Source organism: Mycoplasmopsis alligatoris A21JP2 (assembly GCF_000178375.1).
GTDB classification, from domain to species: domain Bacteria; phylum Bacillota_I; class Bacilli_A; order Mycoplasmatales; family Metamycoplasmataceae; genus Mycoplasmopsis; species Mycoplasmopsis alligatoris.
In genome coordinates, this window is the sequence record NZ_ADNC01000027.1 from 132982 (window position 1) to 150466 (window position 17485).

18 protein-coding genes are annotated in these 17485 nt (G+C 26.0%); 11 read left to right on the forward strand and 7 right to left on the reverse strand.

Going from position 1 to position 17485, the window contains the following annotated elements; genetic code table 4:
* Nucleotides 1-5 precede the first annotated feature (5 nt).
* Together nrdF and MALL_RS03180 are read right to left on the reverse strand one after the other, a co-directional pair.
* The gene (gene nrdF / locus MALL_RS03175) at nucleotides 6-1028 is read right to left on the reverse strand and encodes a class 1b ribonucleoside-diphosphate reductase subunit beta (protein WP_005683729.1); all 1023 of its coding nucleotides are present in this window, start codon (nucleotides 1026-1028) and stop codon (nucleotides 6-8) included.
* A gap of 392 nt (nucleotides 1029-1420) precedes the next feature.
* Nucleotides 1421-1999 (reverse strand): hypothetical protein, encoded by a 579-nt coding sequence (locus tag MALL_RS03180; RefSeq protein ID WP_005683988.1) that lies wholly within the window; start codon nucleotides 1997-1999, stop codon nucleotides 1421-1423.
* Between the two features lie 92 nt (nucleotides 2000-2091).
* Here MALL_RS03180 and MALL_RS03185 point away from each other — a divergent pair, with 92 nt between their 5' ends.
* The 3 genes from MALL_RS03185 to hinT are packed head-to-tail and all read left to right on the forward strand — an operon-like array spanning nucleotide 2092 to nucleotide 5821.
* Nucleotides 2092-4251 (forward strand): HinT-interacting membrane complex protein P80, encoded by a 2160-nt coding sequence (locus MALL_RS03185; RefSeq protein ID WP_005683933.1) that lies wholly within the window; start codon nucleotides 2092-2094, stop codon nucleotides 4249-4251.
* A gap of 8 nt (nucleotides 4252-4259) precedes the next feature.
* Nucleotides 4260-5501, forward strand: coding sequence for a HinT-interacting membrane complex lipoprotein P60 (locus MALL_RS03190; RefSeq protein WP_005683971.1), 1242 nt, complete (start codon nucleotides 4260-4262; stop codon nucleotides 5499-5501).
* Nucleotides 5501-5821 (forward strand): histidine triad protein HinT, encoded by a 321-nt coding sequence (hinT, locus tag MALL_RS03195; RefSeq protein ID WP_005683750.1) that lies wholly within the window; start codon nucleotides 5501-5503, stop codon nucleotides 5819-5821. Before MALL_RS03190 ends, hinT begins: the two co-directional genes overlap by 1 nt.
* Before the next feature lie 67 nt (nucleotides 5822-5888).
* On the opposite strand, the gene MALL_RS03200 is transcribed toward hinT, so the two are convergent.
* The 3 genes from MALL_RS03200 to MALL_RS03210 all read right to left on the reverse strand — a co-directional run bounded on the left by MALL_RS03200 (nucleotide 5889) and on the right by MALL_RS03210 (nucleotide 7849).
* The gene (locus tag MALL_RS03200; RefSeq protein WP_005683798.1) at nucleotides 5889-6185 is read right to left on the reverse strand and encodes a thioredoxin family protein; all 297 of its coding nucleotides are present in this window, start codon (nucleotides 6183-6185) and stop codon (nucleotides 5889-5891) included.
* 181 nt (nucleotides 6186-6366) lie between these two features.
* Complete coding sequence (locus MALL_RS03205) at nucleotides 6367-6780, reverse strand: hypothetical protein (protein WP_040545608.1); 414 nt, start codon at nucleotides 6778-6780, stop codon at nucleotides 6367-6369.
* Nucleotides 6767-7849, reverse strand: a complete 1083-nt coding sequence (locus MALL_RS03210; RefSeq protein ID WP_040545610.1) for a hypothetical protein — start codon at nucleotides 7847-7849, stop codon at nucleotides 6767-6769. Before MALL_RS03210 ends, MALL_RS03205 begins: the two co-directional genes overlap by 14 nt.
* A 267-nt stretch (nucleotides 7850-8116) precedes the next feature.
* Between MALL_RS03210 and MALL_RS03215 the strand changes: the two genes are divergently transcribed.
* Genes MALL_RS03215 through MALL_RS03225 form a run of 3 tightly spaced genes read left to right on the forward strand, consistent with a single transcriptional unit; the run spans nucleotide 8117 to nucleotide 9490 of the window.
* Nucleotides 8117-8587, forward strand: coding sequence for a hypothetical protein (locus tag MALL_RS03215; RefSeq protein WP_005683785.1), 471 nt, complete (start codon nucleotides 8117-8119; stop codon nucleotides 8585-8587).
* A complete protein-coding gene (locus MALL_RS03220) occupies nucleotides 8587-9096 on the forward strand; it encodes a DUF4231 domain-containing protein (RefSeq protein WP_005683826.1) in 510 nt (169 codons plus the stop codon). The genes MALL_RS03215 and MALL_RS03220 overlap by 1 nt, the downstream gene beginning before the upstream one ends.
* A gap of 13 nt (nucleotides 9097-9109) precedes the next feature.
* Nucleotides 9110-9490, forward strand: coding sequence for a hypothetical protein (locus MALL_RS03225; RefSeq protein WP_005683901.1), 381 nt, complete (start codon nucleotides 9110-9112; stop codon nucleotides 9488-9490).
* 48 nt (nucleotides 9491-9538) lie between these two features.
* On the opposite strand, the gene ffh is transcribed toward MALL_RS03225, so the two are convergent.
* Together ffh and MALL_RS03235 are read right to left on the reverse strand one after the other, a co-directional pair.
* Nucleotides 9539-10885 (reverse strand): signal recognition particle protein, encoded by a 1347-nt coding sequence (gene ffh / locus MALL_RS03230; protein ID WP_005683786.1) that lies wholly within the window; start codon nucleotides 10883-10885, stop codon nucleotides 9539-9541.
* Between the two features lie 62 nt (nucleotides 10886-10947).
* Nucleotides 10948-11178 carry a YdbC family protein gene (locus MALL_RS03235; RefSeq protein WP_005684000.1) on the reverse strand — a complete coding sequence of 77 codons (231 nt, stop codon included), beginning with the start codon at nucleotides 11176-11178 and terminating at the stop codon, nucleotides 10948-10950.
* A gap of 291 nt (nucleotides 11179-11469) precedes the next feature.
* Between MALL_RS03235 and MALL_RS03245 the strand changes: the two genes are divergently transcribed.
* The 5 genes from MALL_RS03245 to MALL_RS03265 all read left to right on the forward strand — a co-directional run bounded on the left by MALL_RS03245 (nucleotide 11470) and on the right by MALL_RS03265 (nucleotide 17484).
* The gene (locus MALL_RS03245; RefSeq protein ID WP_005683822.1) at nucleotides 11470-12483 is read left to right on the forward strand and encodes a YwaF family protein; all 1014 of its coding nucleotides are present in this window, start codon (nucleotides 11470-11472) and stop codon (nucleotides 12481-12483) included.
* 121 nt (nucleotides 12484-12604) lie between these two features.
* Nucleotides 12605-13984, forward strand: a complete 1380-nt coding sequence (locus MALL_RS03250) for an APC family permease (protein WP_005683720.1) — start codon at nucleotides 12605-12607, stop codon at nucleotides 13982-13984.
* 126 nt (nucleotides 13985-14110) lie between these two features.
* A complete protein-coding gene (dnaX, locus tag MALL_RS04295; RefSeq protein ID WP_005683964.1) occupies nucleotides 14111-16594 on the forward strand; it encodes a DNA polymerase III subunit gamma/tau in 2484 nt (827 codons plus the stop codon).
* A 12-nt stretch (nucleotides 16595-16606) separates the two neighbouring features.
* Nucleotides 16607-16897: a YbaB/EbfC family nucleoid-associated protein gene (locus tag MALL_RS03260; protein ID WP_005683915.1), complete on the forward strand. Its 291-nt coding sequence runs from the start codon at nucleotides 16607-16609 to the stop codon at nucleotides 16895-16897.
* Between the two features lie 2 nt (nucleotides 16898-16899).
* A complete protein-coding gene (locus MALL_RS03265) occupies nucleotides 16900-17484 on the forward strand; it encodes a toprim domain-containing protein (protein WP_005683911.1) in 585 nt (194 codons plus the stop codon).
* Nucleotide 17485 lies beyond the last annotated feature (1 nt).

The window sequence follows — 17485 nt, forward strand, 5'->3', positions numbered from 1 at the left end:
TTAAATTAAAATTCTCAATCTTCATCTTCTGTTTCTTCAGTGACACCCATAACATAAGATGAACCGTTTCCTGAGAAGAAGTCATGATTTTCATCAGCTCTAGCAGAAAGTTGAGCAAAAATTTCTGGTTCAATTCTTGTTTCTTCTTCTGTAAATGGTGAATCATATCCTAAGTTTTGTAAGAATTTTCCAGCATTATAAACACTAAATCTAATAGCATCATCTGCTAAGTCAAATCCTTCATATAATTTTGTTAAAAATTTCTTTTCTGCAACTATTAATTTGTCTAATAATTCAAATACGAATGTTTTCATTTCAGCTTTTCTAGCTTCTGATAATCTAGCTACTTTCTTTTGATATTTGTAACCACTATAGTAGTTATGAATAACTTTATCTCTTAATATTAATCTAATAATATCTGATGTATTAGGTAATTTTGATCTAGCTGATAATCAGAATGGCAAGTAAAATCCACCATATAATAAGAATCCAGGCATAAGTGCTGCTGCAACTTTTGATTTTAATGGATCTTCGTTGTGGTAGTATGGTAATAATAATCTTGCTCTTTCTTGTAAGTCTTCATTATCAATTACTCATTCATGCGCTTCTTCAATTTGTTCACTTGAACATAAAGTTGAAAAAATTGTTCCATATGATCTAGCATGCACCGCAACCATAAATGCAAAGTTAGCATATATAACTTGTTCATGGTCAGTTAGTGAGTTAGGAATTTGTGCAATATCACAAACTGTTGCTTGAATTGTATCTAGCATTGTTAAACCTGTAAAGGTTCTTGTTATTAATGTTTGTCATTCATCACTTAAAGTTCTTCATGATGGAATATCGTTTGATACAGGAATTTTTTCTGGTAATCAGAAGTTTTGTGTAATTCTGTTTCACACTTCTAAGTCTTTATCATCATCAATGATGTTTCAGTTAACAGCTCTCATTTTTCCTTTGAATCCATTAAATTCATATTCCAATGGAGAGACTGATTGTTTATAGTATTTATTGTTATTTTTAGCCATAATTTATGCTCCTTTTATGTTTTTGTAATAACTATATTAGCAAAAGTTTTTTGACTTTGATAAAAGAGATATTTTTTGCTGGATGTGGAAATTCCACAATCAAAAAAAGAGGTTAAAATATGGAAATTTTATTAAATTGTAAAAAACACCAAAAAGTTTATTTTTATTACTTATTCGATAAAAATATTATGTTTTTACTTTAAAAGTTTCATAAAAAAATGAATATGGAAATTTTTTGTTTTTTAAGTAAAAAAACATAAATTTTGTACAAAAAGATTGATTTCTTATAATTTAACTAGTGAATTTAAGCTTTTTACTTAATTCACATAAAAATTATGGAAACGCTATTTCATTTCCATAATTTTTTATTATTTATTTTTTTTGAAAAATTTCTATGTTTTTTTGTTATAGGCCTTAATTATTTCATCTAAATAAGGATATTTATGCCCTTCAATTTCGATTGTTTCATATCTATCAAAATTTATATAATCAATTTCTTTTAAATAATTATTTACTACATCATCAAGCAAAATTCAAAACTCAGGTTTTTTGTTATAGATTGAATCTACAACATAACCTATTGAAATTGATTTATCTTTAATAAAATAATCAAATCTAACAGGTTCATTGGTTAACATAGTATATAATTTTTTCTTATTTACTTTTTTGTATGTTTCATCGTTTGTTGGTACCAAAATTTGAATTATCACTTTTTCATTATTGTACTTAAAATAAGGTAAATAAGTACCATCATTAAGGTAATTAGAGTAGAAAAAATTATTTGGATATTCAGCTTTAAAGCGAATGAAATCATTAAATTTTAATGCTATTTTTAAACTTTCATTTGTTGAAATATTTTTATTTGTAACTGTATCACTTAGTCCTTGCCCGCTAAGTGAATAGATTGTGTAATTTTCTTTTGCAAGCTTGTCAAAAGCTAAAATGGCTTGGTTATTTATCTTGTTTAACATGAAATAATTATAATTTAAACTTATTAAGATATAAAAAATAATGCTTTATAATACATATTAATTAAAATACTAATTTAAAATAAAGGAACAAGATGGCAAAAGAACGTAAATCATTTTTTGAAAAATTGACTGAAATGAATGCCTCGCATGAGGAAAGTAAAAAGCCGATTAGTCATAAAAAGAAAAGAAATATCAAGGTTTGAGTAACTTTAGGAGCACTTGCATTAGTAGTTACTTCAGCTATAACAATACCTCTTGTAATTAACACAGTAAAAGTAAATTACAAAGACCCAAGAGATGCTAGCGACCAAATAATCGAATTTGTTGATGATAAGGGTGAAAAAGTTTCAATCAGTGTTGAAGAATTAACTAATTCATTAAAAACTGAAGACTTAAAGATTAAAGAAAAGAATGAAGAGCTTTACAAAAAAGTTATTTTTTATCTTTATGAAGCTGAACAAAAAGCATCTGCAAAATTCCAAACATTTTGAAACTTTTCTAGACAAATTGGAGAAGCAGAAAATAATAATATTGCTTTAAAAACAATTGACGAAGTAAGAAAACTACAAAAAGACAAAGTAAACGATTTAAAAAGAACTACACAAAATAACTATGGTTTTGAAAATTGAGAAAAACAATTTAAAACACTTTTAGCAGGTGAAGAGTATGGTAAAAGTTCAACTGAAGAACAAGCAATTGAATTTTTAGTGTTTAAAGACATTCAAAGTGATGCTTTAAGATCATTCCAATTAGAAAACTCAAAAGACTCATTGTTTAAAACTAAAAAAGATATAAACAGAGTCGCTTCATCAGATATTTTTGAATTAGACAAAGACGGAAATAAAGTTTTAGATGCAAATGAACAACCAATCATTTTAGTTAAAAAAGGTGAAAAAGTATTTAAAGAATTTATAAAAGATAAAAACTATTTTGAAGTTGCTAATTCTGAATCAATTATTACTTTAAAAACTAAAAGTTTTAATCCTCAAAAATGAAGTGTTGACACTTTTATTGATGAATTCTTAAAAACAAACACACCATATGTAACAAGTATGTTTACAATTCCAGGTACTCCTCCTACTTTACTTAGTTCACCTTGAACTGTAGATAAAGATAAATTTACTAATTTTGCTTTATACTCAATTATTGACAATAAAGTCGTTTTAAATGGTTCACTTGTTTCTAAATTCAAAAACATTGAAGATTATGTTTTAGACGCAAATGATCAGAAAAATAAGGATAAAGCTATTTTTGAAAACTACTTACAAACATTATCTACTGATCCAGATGAATTAAAGAAAAACTTAGGATCGACTGGAGTAACAAGTTTAACCGGATTATTTAAAAATGATAATGTTTCACTTTCAATGTCGATTGTTTCTGATTTGTTTGAAGCAAATTCACATAAATTGCCTGAAGTTAATTTAGAGGACTTATTTAAAATTAGTTTTGTTGGAGAAACTAAAACAGCTGTAGATAAATTAGATAAAGAAATAAAATCTTTAGAAGAAAAGTTAAAAACTACACCAACTGACTCTAAATCACTAAATGAATTAGCTGATAAAACAACTGAATTAAACAGAATTATTAAAACTCATTTATCACAAATGAAACCTGACGAATTTAACTTAACCATAGGCGAAAACTACAGAAAATTATTTGTAAAAAATGTTAATAACCAAAACTTATTATCTTTTGCTTATAATGTTACAGGTGCTAATGGAATAAAAGCAGTTATTTCACAAGCTGGAATTACTTTATTAAGCAATAGAAAAGTTGATTCAAAAGAAAAATTCTTAAAATTATTAAAAGCTGATTTAATCAACTTGTCACAAGGAAAACCTGATTACTTTAAAACTTTAAATATTTTAAATGCATCACTATCAAATAGAAACTCAATAATAGAATTAACTTTAAAAGATAAATCATTCCAAGAATATTTAAAATCACAAGTTAATATTTACGCTGAAGAAAAAGGAGCAAACTACACAGACGCTGACATTGTTGAATTAACAAATTCAGCAGTGTCAATTCAAGCTGGTGAGCTAAAAATGGCTTCATACAACGCTTTAGAAAAAGCACAAAATTGAATTAAAGGTTTAATTAATACAAAAACTTCATATAATTTTGCATTTAAAGATGGTCAATTCTATATTGACTATAATAAATCAAAAGGAACAACAGCCCTTTCTGCAAGGCCAGCAAAAGATGAAATTTTAGATAGAATTCTAAAAGAGTTCAAATTAAAATAGGAGACAAAATGAAAAGAAAAAAATTATTTTTATCAGCTATTAGTGCTGCATTTATTGCTCCTTCAGTTTTAGCTGTTTCTTGTGGAAGAAATGAAGATTCTGCAGAATTAATTAAACAAAATGACTTGTTCAAAAGTGGAAAAGCAAAAACAGTTGCTAATAAAATTTGAGTTGAACAAGTACTTAAAAAACTTTATAATGTAACAGATAAAAGTTTACAAGAAGAGTTTGCAAATAAGAATTCACAATATTATAAAGATGCATTATCAGCTTTTAATACTTTTTCCGAATTTAGTTTGGCTACAGATGAATTGTTTTATTTAAAACAATTATCTGACTGATCAAGTAAAGGTATTTTTACAAAATCAGAAGTTGCTAATTTAGCATCAATTACTAAACAAGCACCAAATGAAAGTCAATTTAATATTATTTTTAAAAATCAATCAACAGATTTATCGTTTGATATAAATAAATTATTATTAGTTAATAAGTATTTTGAAGTTAAAGATGAATCATTACTATTAAAAATGCATGATGATTTTGCTAAAAATAAACCTAATTATGATGTAAATCAGTACAATTTGTTAGCTTATGCTTTATCAAAAAATTATGTACAAAAATGAGAATATGTTTCTAAAGACATAACTGATTTATTTTCAGAAAAAAATAAAACAATTTCAAGCATTGAAGATTATTCAAAATTATTATCTTCAACATATGATCAAGCAGTTGTAGCGCACAAAAATTTACTTTTTAGTGATAATTCAGCAATTGAAGCTAAATTAGGTGGATACAAAGGACTTACACCTGATTCAATTAGTAAATATGGTTTAGAAATGGATACTGATAAATTAAAACTTGCTACTAAGGAAGCTTTATACGGGTTCTTTTCAAATAGTGAAGATAAAAGCTTAATTCATTTAAAAAATGGAACTAACGAATTATCAAGACCAATTCCTCTATATAATGCTAAAACAAATGAACTTTCAGTTACTTATTTAAACTTAATTTTACCAATAGGAAAAAAAGTTGAAACTAAAGATAAAGATGGCAAAGCAATTACAAGTACAGTATTATCTTTTGACAATACTATCTATGCAAAAAATTTAAGTAGACTAGCGTATTTATTTATGTTAAGTGACAAAACTCTCTATGATACAGCTAAATCAGGATTTTTAAAACTTGGTTATAAATTAAAAGTAACTGATCCAGTAATTTTAGAAGAACTTAAAGGATCAGAACTATTATAATGTCAGATAACGTTTTTGCTAAAATCATAAAAAGAGAATTACCTGCTAAAATAATTTATGAAGATGATAAAGTTATTGCGTTTATGGATGCTTTTCCAGAACAAGAAGGTCATTTTCTTGTAGTTCCTAAGCAAGAAGCAGAAAATATGATGAAAAATTCTGACGATGTTATTATTTACGCTTTCCAAAAAGCCCGTGAACTAGCCAAAAGAGAAGTTTTAGATAAAGGAATTCCTGCTTTTAAACTTGTAATAAATAATGGTTATGAAGCCGGACAAAGAGTTTTTCAAACTCATATTCACATTATTCCTTATAAATAATTTAAAGACCTAAATGGTCTTTTTTTATATAAAAAATGCCCTTATAGGGCATTAATAAAGTCTAAAATTATTTTAATTCGCTTAATAATTGTTCGTATGGACGGTATCCAGCAAAATGTTTTACTACTTGACCATCTTTGTAGATAAATGTAGCAGGGATTGAAGAAACTCCCATTTCTGTAGCAAAAGCTTTGTCTTCGTCAATGTTTACTCTGTATACATCAACACCATCTTTTGAACTCACATCTTCTAATGAAGATTTATACATACGGCAAGGTCCACATCATGAAGCATAAAATACTAATAATTTTGTTCCTGATTCTAACCCTTTTCCTAGACTTTCTTTTTTAACTTCGTGTAACATATTTTCTCCTTTGTTATGTAATAAGTATACCAAAAAATGTAAAAAAAGAACTTTTTTTATTAAAAAATTAACTTTTTACTTTTTTAGTGCATTTTTAGAGTTTTTTTATAAAACTATAATAATTATATAAATTTCTTTAAAAAATTAAAGACATAATCAAAATTAATTATGCTTTTAATTTTTATTTAAATGTATATTTGTTTGCAGTACGTAAATAAATTAAAGATTGGATTGCAACTAATGAGCCAGTTACTATAGTAAAAATAATTCAAAAACTAAATATTATGTCAAACATTATATATGGATTAACGCTTAAACTAAAAGCCATTATTGTTAAGATTACTATCAATGATAAGAATATCGACAAAATAATTATTACAAACTGAGACAATTTAATTCATCTCGATGAATAACTTCTGTTTGATAAAAAATAATAATGAATATAAAAAGCAAATATCAATATTCATAAAATTGCATTTAATTGAATCATAAAAATATTGAAATTAATTTTTGCAAAAATGGAAAGAGTAACTGATACAACAAGAAATAAGTAAATAAAAATAGTTGGTATTAAGAATTTTTTATTTGTTTGCATAAGACCTCTTTGCTAGCTCCAAAAGAATTAACGATTTGTGATCTACATATCCATTTTCTTGTGTCATTTGTTTGTCAAAATTATTTATACAGTTTAATATTCATTTATTTTTACAATTACTTAAAATTTTATTTTTGTAATCGTTTAAAAGATCTTTATCAATTTTAATTCTTAATCTTTCATCGGTGTACTCAAGAAATATTATTTTTTTTGTTTCCATTTCAAAAAGTCATGAAATATTTCCAGAAACACTATTTATATCATTTAAAAATTTATTAAATTCGGCATTGTTTCTTAAGTGAGATAGAGTTTTATAAACTCATAAATTAGCTTCGTTATCTGGCTTATGTGTTTCTAAATAAGTACTTAAAACTAACAATTGTTCTTGATTTGTAATTGAAAATTCTTGAGCATCCTTTTGGAAAATCTTTTTAAAAGAACGGCTAATCAATAAGTATTTAATTGCGTTTTCACACTTCTTATTTGTTAAAAAATGATTTTTACTCAATCAAAATTCAATATCATCAAAATCATTTTGTACTGATAAATTATTTTTATTGAACTTGTTTAATGTTGTTATTAAATGATTATTCAGTTTAGAAATTTCACTTTTTTGATCGAAATGTTTTATTACTTTTAACTCGTTACTTGCTATATTTTTTAATTCAAGCAATCTTGTTATTTGATTTACTTCATATTTTTTAAACGTTAAGTAATAATGAATTTTTAAATTTTTTAAGGCTCGATATTTGTTGAATTGTAAATTGTTTAATATCATTAATCTATTTATTGAATAAACAAAAGGATAAATAAGTAACACTCCCAACGAACACGAAACAATAAAAACAGTAATCTTAGTCTTAACTGTAAAAAGCTCTTCTGAGTTGCTAAAATTTTGTGCAGCAGCCACAATTAACAAGAAAATTATAAAGCCCAATGGTATTAAAACTATGAACCATATAAAAATTATTCCGTAAAATAGTATTCTATTTTTTTGTGATAATTTTTCTAAAACTTCAAAGTAATCATGTAAGCTTCTGCTGTTATTTAAAGCTTTTTTTGTTTTCATTTTAACCTTACTTTCTTAGGAAAAAACAAAAATGGTTAATTCCTTATTTTTATTATATTAAGAATGAATATATTTTTATAAATTAATAATTTATGTTGAAAATACTTATTTTAATTAGTAATTTTTTTAGTTTTTATGTTAATTTCTAAATTCCTATTTGTTTTTGACTATTTTTTAACTTAAAACAAGGTAAAATGAATTTATTTTTAAAAAATAAACCTTAAATAATTGGTAAATAATAAATGCTTTTTATAATAAAATTATCTTATGGAAAAAATAATTAATATACTTGAAAAAAGAATAAGTAAAGACAAAATTTTACTTAGAATTTATTCTTTTCTAGATAAATTTATGGGCGCAGCAATTACCATATTGAACTTAGTTATAATAGGAATCGCTTGCTATGCTCTACATATTTTAACTGGAATTATTAAGGAATTAAATGATACAAGTTGATATAAAAACGTATCACTTTTATTAATCTTAGTTTTAACAATCTTAATAATTTTTCAGTTTTTCTTGACTATATTTCTTGAAATATACAAAAGAAATATGAAAGATACTAGATATTTAAGAATTAAAAACTCTATTGAAAACTTATACATTAAATATTCATATGGATACATGAGTGAAAAAGAAATGAAAAAATGTGTAAACAATTTATACAAAAAATTAAACAAGAAGGAAAAATACGAAATAATGGCAGTTATTAAATCACACTTAAGGAATGAAAAATAATGAATTTAAAATCAGGTTTCTCACTTTTTCAAGACTACTATAAAAGCGTTAAAAGAGCTTTAATATTTTATGGTGTGTTTTACTACATTTTAAATTTAATAACAATTGTATCCACCTTGTTTACAGGGATAATCGCTTCTGTATTTTTAGCTGGGGCATCAAAATTTTACCCTGAGGGAGTTGAAAATCCATACGTTACTTATTTAAACGATAACAGTAATTATGTAATTTTGACTTATTTAATAAATGCTGCTTTAGCACTTTTATCAGGAATTATTTCATTCTTTGCCATAAACAAACGTTTTGGTGAAGTAAAAGTTACTTTTGGAAAATTAAAAATTGAACACATGTTATACACTTCTGGTGATTTGCACTATAAAGAATTGAATCAAAGAGAAAAAGAATATCGACTATATCGTAGATGTATACAAATAGTAAATATTGATAGATATAGAAGTGAAAACATTTTAAACAACAAATTATCATTGGTTGACCAGGATAATGATTAAAAAGGAACATACAATGCATAAAAACTTAAATGACCTTGAAAAAGCAGCAAACGAAATTTATTTAAATGCTAATAAAAAATATAAAAGAGTTAGATATACTTTTGTTTCACTATCACTTTTATCGTTAATTATTTCAGCACTAAGTATAATTTTGAACTTGTTTGCAATTAGATTCAATATTTATCCAGTTCAATTAATGGCTTTATTTGTTGCCATAGCTGTTATAACTGTAGTAGTTACTTTTATAGTTTCTATTCAATCATTTTTTAATATTTCAAATGAAAAAAGTAAACTAGAATTAGAAATTTCAAAAAATGAAGAAACAATCCACATTATTAAATCCGAACATGAATTATCAAAAGAAGAATTTGATGAAAGAGTAGATAGAATATAAAAAAATACTTATTAGCCTTGTTTATAGACTAGTAAGTATTTTTTTATATTAGAATAATCCGCCAAATCCTGAACCAAATCCACCGTTTTTCATTTTACTTGACATTTCATTCATTCTTTTTGACATCATTTCAAACTCTGTGATTAATTTGTTGTACTCTTGAGCACTTCTTCCGCTACCTTTGATAATTCTATTTTTTCTAGATGCATGTTTAAGAAGTTTTGGATTTTTTCTTTCTTCTTTTGTCATTGAAGAAATTAAAATTTCAAACAATCTCATTTTTTCTTCAGCTTTATCAATTTGATCATCATTAATTTTGTTTGCCAAACCGCCAGGCATCATTTTTAAAATTTTTGAGAATTTACCTAACTTTTTAATTTGCTTTAATTGCTCCATTAAATCGTCAATTGTAAAGTTACCTGAAAACATTTTGTTAATCATTTTTCCGGCTTGTTTTTCATCGATTACATCACCAGCTTTTTCAATAAGTGATAAAACATCACCCATTCCTAAAATTCTATCAGCCATACGATCTGGATAAAATAAATCAAGATTTGAAACTTTTTCTCCTGTACCAATAAATCTGATTGGTAAGTTTAAAACTTGTCTAATAGATAAAGCAGCTCCACCTCTAGCATCCGAATCTAATTTGGTTATAATGCTTCCGGTTAATTTTAATCTATCATGGAATGTTTGAGCAACGTTAATAATATCTTGTCCACTTAATGCATCAGCAACAAATAAAATTTCATCTGGTTTTGCTATTTTTTTAATGTTTTCTAATTCAACAACTAAATTTTCATCAATTGCTAAACGACCAGCTGTATCGATAATAACTAAATCATTTTTGTTTTCATGAGCCTTTTTAAGCCCATTTGTTACTATGTTTTCGGCACTATTTTTAACACCTTCTTCATAATAGTCTACTTGAATTGATTTAGCAAGTGTTACTAATTGATCTACAGCAGCTGGACGATAAATGTCTGCAGCAACCACTAAAGGTTTTTCAATAGCATGTTTCTTTCTAAAGTAGTATGAAAGTTTTGTTGTTGCTGTTGTTTTTCCTGAACCTTGCAACCCTATCATCATTATTACATACGGTTTTTTTTCAATTTTAAGCTCAACTACTTTGTTTCCTAAAACTCTAATAAGTTCTTCATGAACTATTTTAATAAATTGTTGTGATGGATTTAATTTTCCGATTAATTCTGCCTCAAGAGCTTTAGTTTTAACGTTACTAATAAAGTCTTTAACTACTTTTAAATTAACGTCAGCTTCTAAAAGTGACATTTTAATTTCACGAATAACTTCAACTAAATCTTCCTCTTTAAGGACTGTTTTTTTTGACATTTTTGATAATGCCTTACTCATTCTTTTTTCTAACAAATTTAACATGTTTATATTATACAAATATCGGTTATAAAACCTTGAAAAAAAGCTCCGTAGAGCTTCAAATATTATTTTTTGACAAGATCAATAAGATTTTTCATTTCAGTTTTTGATAAGGTTATACCTTTTCCCATTTTTGAGTGATCTTCGTTTCAATCACGAATATCATATTTAGGTTCTAATCCATTTCAACTTACTAAGTTAATTTCTTTTGTTCAACCTTTAATAGGTTCTGAAATTTTTCCTAAGGTTTCTACAATTTCATATTTGATTTCTGGAATATTGTTCTTTTTTGGCATCATTCTCCTTTAGTTAAGCATTTAAAGTAAATCAAAAACACTTATAATTATTATAATTAATTTATTTTAAATATTTAAAAATAAAATATAATAAAACAAGTTCGATTTAAAACGAATATAAAAAAACCATAAAGGAAAATATGAGAAGAATTGTTAGACAAAAAAACAAAGAAAAAGCTCTAAAAAGAGCGCATAAATTATCTTTAGAATTAGCTAGAGAAAGAAGAAGAGCTGAAAAACAAAGCAAATAATTTTGTTTAAAAAGCTCTTTTTTTTATTATACTTATCATTATGAACAATACAAATTATAAATTTTTAGAAAAAGGATTCTTTTCTTGGACCGGTAATACGGCTTATTGACAAGATGGTGTTACACCAGCAGTATTTTACTTATTATCGGGTTTATTTATTTTAGCTTTTTTACTTATTTGACTATTCAAAAGGCAAATAAAGACATCATATGACAATAGTCAATCATGATTTAAGAAAAATGAAACTTTAACTTTACAAATAGTTGGAGCTGGAATTTTACTATTTGCAATTTTAAGAATAGTAATGCTTATTTCAAGAAACTATCCAAACATGTGAGAAATAATTCCTCTTCATTTATGTAGATTAACTTTATTTTTAACAGCATTTGTTTTAATATTCAAAAAATCAGAATACTTAAAATATATTTCAATCGTACAAATTGGTGGTGGATTAGTTGCACTTCTATATCCAGACTTTAAGTTTAATTATACTTTTATTGAAAACGCAATCTTTAACGGGGTGGATAAAGGTCCTGGAGATGTTGTTAGTTTTTATTTAGGATGAGACAACTTCTTCTTTATCGATTATTTATTAGCACATGGTTTTGCAATTTTAGCGCCATTAGTTATATTGATTATTAAACCTATGAAATTCAGTGTTAAAGATATGTTAATTTCTTATGGTTTATTTACTGGAATTTTAATAAGTGTATTCTTTATAAACTGAATTAGTTATACTTATTCAACTTCTCCATATTGAAAATCAAATTATTTCTACACAGGAAAAGATGATGTAAATAACTTATCAAATATGTTTGGTGTGCTAAGCCACTGACCATTCAACGTCTTTACATTTATTATTTTTGGTTCTTTATATTTACTTATTGGAACAGCTTTTTTACTACTTCAAGATTACATTTACTTCAACAAAGAAGAAAATGGAAAATGAGTATTTAGATTTCAAAAATCTCAACATGCAGAATATTTTAGAAAATCTTGGTGAGAGTTAATTAAAAAACCTGAACCAGTTAGAAAAACAATTAAATCAGAATAAGATCATAATGATCTTTTTTTGTATCTTTTAAAGAAATTAAATTAACTATTTTTTTGCAAAAAGTTCATTTTAGTGTATTATTATACTTAAATAATGATTTTTTGCTTTTTGGGGAGATGAAATGACTAAGAAATTTAATGAACGACAATTTATATTATATGGACTTAACTATATAGTTGGGTTTGGTTTTATTGCAACTATTTCTAACGTTATAAAAAACGGGTGAGCTGGTTCAATTGTTTTTATTTTAATAACTTTAATTTCTGTTATGGTTGCTTTAACATTTTCTCGTGCAGCAAAATATTATCCTGATGAAATTGGTTCAACTTATTCTTATTCTAGAAAAGTTTTTTCAAAAAGAACAAGTTTTTATTTTGGTTGAAACGCCTATATTCAAGGTCCTATTTTATCAGCAGCATCACCATTATTTTTTACACAAATAATTTTTGTAGCTAAACCTGAATGGCAAAATTATGAACTTTTAGTTTCACTAATATCCGTTTTTATTTTTATAGGACTTTATGTAATTTCCGCTCTTGGACTACATATTTCTAAACCGTTAGCCTTTATAACAGGAGCACTAAAATTTGTAGTTATCTTTATAGCTTTAATTTTAGTAGTTGAACTGATTTTTAAAGAAGGTCAACATGCATATTTTATTGATAATATTACTACCGTTCCAAAAGACATATCTGCCTATTCTATAGCGGGTGTTGCAATTAGTTTCTTATATGCATTCGGTGGTTTAGAAGGTTTAGTTTCAATTGGAAAAGATTCAGACAAAATTAATTTAAGAAAAGTTTTAATGATTATTTTCTTTATTGTATTTGCCTCTTATTTTACCGTTTATGTAATTTTCTTAAATTTACCAACAAACCTATTAACAAGTAATAATCTATTTTTAAACATCTATGCAAAAGGTCTTCCAGCAATTGGAATTGCTTTATTTGCAATTGGTCTATTTTTTAATAGAGCTAGCGGAATCATTATGGGCGGAGTTATAAATGCAAGAATTTTAGTAGTTTTAGCGCAAGACGGATACTTTCCAAAATTACTTGCTAAAGAAAACAAAAATGGCGAATTTTCCTATGCTATAGTAGCAAACTTAATTATTACTTTTGCTTCTATGATAATTTTTAACTTAATTCCTCGTTTAATTAATCAACAAGATGCCTTTCAAACAGTTTTAGAATTAGGTACAGCAGCTTTCTTGATTCAGTATATTTCAACAACAATTATTGTTTTATTTATGAATAATAAAAAATTAATTGGAAATATTAAAATTTGAGAACTAGTTATTTACTGACTTGGAATTATCATTGGACTAACATTAATACTTTTATGAGCAATTCCTAATATATCTGGAGTTGCTTGAACAAGTCAAAACACTATTCAAATAGTTTCCTATATTGCCTTTATCCTAGTTGGATACGTAATTTATTATGGAACATTTATGTTTAAAAAACACAAAGATAACAAATCAAATACAATACTAAAATAGTTGAATTTTAATAAAAAATAAAAAAGACAAAAGTTGGAATGACTCTTGTCTTTTTAAATGTTTTTTAACTTTATTTTTTAAATATTTACTTAATAATTTAAAATATATACATAAATAAGGAGTAAGATGAGTTACCAAGCATTATACAGAAAATATAGACCATCTAGCTTTGATGAGGTTAGAGGTCAAGAACACATAATTGTTACTTTAAAAAACATTATTTCTAGCAGAAAAATTGGGCATGCATACGTTTTTAGTGGCCCTCGGGGAGTTGGAAAAACATCAGTTGCAAGAATATTTGCTAATGTCTTAAATTGCATGCATGATGAAAACATTACAAGAGCTTGTGATGATTGTTTTAGACAAATTAAAACAAGTATTGACGTTGTTGAAATGGATGCAGCATCAAATAATGGTGTTGATGAAATTCGTGATTTAAAAGAAAAAGTTGAACATTTACCAACAATGGGTAGATATAAAATTTACATAATAGATGAGGTTCACATGCTTTCAAAGGGAGCTTTTAATGCTCTATTAAAAACACTTGAAGAACCACCTGCACATGCAATTTTTATTTTAGCAACTACAGATCCACAAAAAATTCCATTGACTATTCTTTCTAGAGCACAAAGATTTAATTTTAGAAGAATACCAACAAACATTTTAGCTAAAACTCTTGAAGATGTTTTAGAAGCTGAAGCAATTAATTACGAAAAAAATGCAATTAGTTATATTGCAAGATTAGCTGCAGGAGGACTTAGAGATGCTCTTTCTATAGCTGATCAAGCTGCTGCATATGGATTAGGGAAAATTAGACTAGTTGATATTATGTACTCATTTGGAATTACTTCAAATGAGAATTTAATCGAAATAATTAATCATTCTTACAAAAATAATGCTAAAGAAATTATTCAATTATTTGCTCAAATAAGAGATGGTGGCATTGACCCAATTCAATTTGTTCAAGGGCTAATAAATGTTTTAAAGGACTGAATAATTTTATACAAAACTAAAGATGCATCTCTTTTAGAAGTAGTACAATTAGACCTTTTAAAAACTTTAAATATTACACTTGATTATGCTCTTGAATACACACAAAATTTATACAATTTATTAAAAGATCTAACAAAAGCTGTATCGCCTTATCAACTAATTGAATTTGGTTTAATAAAATTTTTAAATGCTTCAAAAGAACAAAGCACAAAATCTGCGCCATTTGCAAATATTTTAAATACAATGCAAAGTCAACCTGCTTCTAAGCCAGTTGAATCTGTTTATGTTCATCAAGAAAAACCTGTTGTTTCAAGTTCTTTTATGAATTCAGAACCTTTAGAAAAAACTCAAGAAGTTAAAAAACCCGAATTTAATCAAAATGTTACTTTAGACTCTACTCCTGCTCCACTTAAATCAACACTTACAAAAGAAAACTTATTTGATGAGGAATTCAAAATAGTTAGAACTCAAGAAATTCAAGTAAAAGAGCAATTAAACAAAGAAGAAATTAAAGAAAAAACTCAAGAACTTTTTGTTCAGTCGACAATTCAAGAAAAAGCTCCTGAAAAACAATTTTTTTCACAGACACCTATGGATCACGTTTCAGAAACTAGTCAAGTTAATTTATTCCAAGTGAATTTTGCCGAAAACGAAATAGAAGAGCAAAAAAGAAAAGATAAAATGCATCAGGTTCAAACAAAACCTGAAGAAGATGTGGATCATAACGATATAGTTGCTAATGGAACTACACTTATAAAAGAATTTTTTAGTAATGATATAACTCAAAATGAAACTGAAAAGTTTTTAAGTAAAAAAGAAGAAAAATCTCAATTTAGTACCGCAGAAGTTCGAATTAAAAATAGTGATCAAATAATGTCACAAGTAGAAAATGCGATACATAATACAACCGAATTAACTATTGATAATAATGAAATAAATGCTGATGAAGATGATTTAACAAAAGATGTTACAACAACGCAAGAAGTTGATATCTCTGCTTATTCAGATTCTAATCCAGTTTACAATACTCAAGAAATAGACTTAAGTAAAGTAACTAAAAATGAATATGACGAAGGTCCTAAAAATTCCTTATTTGGCTATGGAACAGAGGAAGTTGACATAAAACCAGCTGAAGTAGTTTTAGAATATAGCGACATTCACACCGTTGATGAAATATTAAATGCACTATGTTTATCAAAACAAGAAGTAATTAGACTATATCAAGGATATAACGATACTGCTTCATACACATCAATGGATAATGAGGCATTAATAAAACAAATTTCATTACTTGGAGACGTAAAAATACTTTGTGCAAATAAAAACTTTTTAGTAATTTACAAACAAAGTTTACCTCAACTTAAAGAAATTCAAGACAAAAGAAATACTCAGTGATTACAAGAATATTTCAAAGAATTTTACGGTGGTCCAAGAACCATAATAACTGTTTCAAAAGAATTGTACAAAGAAGCAGTTGCTAAATATAAAGAGTTAAGAGCAAGCGGCCACGTTTTTGAGTCTAAAGATATTGGTCTACCAGTTTTAGAAAAAGAGTCTTCAGAACAAGAAGATTTACAAAAAATATTTGGCTCAAATATATCATTTATTAAAAAATAAAAGGAGATAACCATGGGAATGGAAATGATTAAAAAAATGCGTAAGATGCAAGAAGAACTTACAAAAAAACAAAATGAATTTGCTAAAAAAGAATTTAAATTTGAAAAACAAGGAATTAAAATCACTATGTTAGGAAGCAAAGAAATTAAATCAATAAAAGTTGATGCAGCTTTAGTTGATCCTGAAGATGTAGAACTTTTAGAAGATTTATTAGTAGTTGCTTTAAATGAAGCTATTACAACTGTTAGCGAAGAAGAAGATAGTGTATTATCTCCTCAAATGCCCGGGGGACTTCCTTTCTAATAATGAACGAATATGATTCAATTGAAAAGATAATTGAATTATTAAAAAGAGTTGATGGTATAAGCAAAAAACAAGCTGAAAGAATTCTTAGTTGAGTAATACAGTCTGACATTAAAGATGTTGAGACTCTTTTAAATTCAATTAAAACTTTAAAAAATGAAGTTAAGGAGTGCAAGAGATGCGGAAATTTAACTGCATCTGGAGTTTGTAATATTTGTTTAGATGAAGATAGAGACAATGTTTTACTAGTAGTAGAACATTTTAACATTATAAAAAAAATGGAAAAAGAAGAAATTTATAATGGTAAATACTTTGTTTTTAAAGAGCTTCTAAACATAAAAAACTTTAACGAGAAAATAGAAAAATATGCCTATGAATTAGCTGAATATGGAAAAAATTTTGAAGAAGTGATACTTGCAATTAGTCCTACTCTAGAAGGTGCTATCACTAATGAATACTTAAAAAAATATTTAACTAGTAAAAAAATAAATGCTACAAGTATTTCAATTGGTGTACCAGTTGGTGCTAGTTTGGATTACATAGATAAAATAACAATAAAACAATCGATAGAAAATAGAAGGAAGTAAA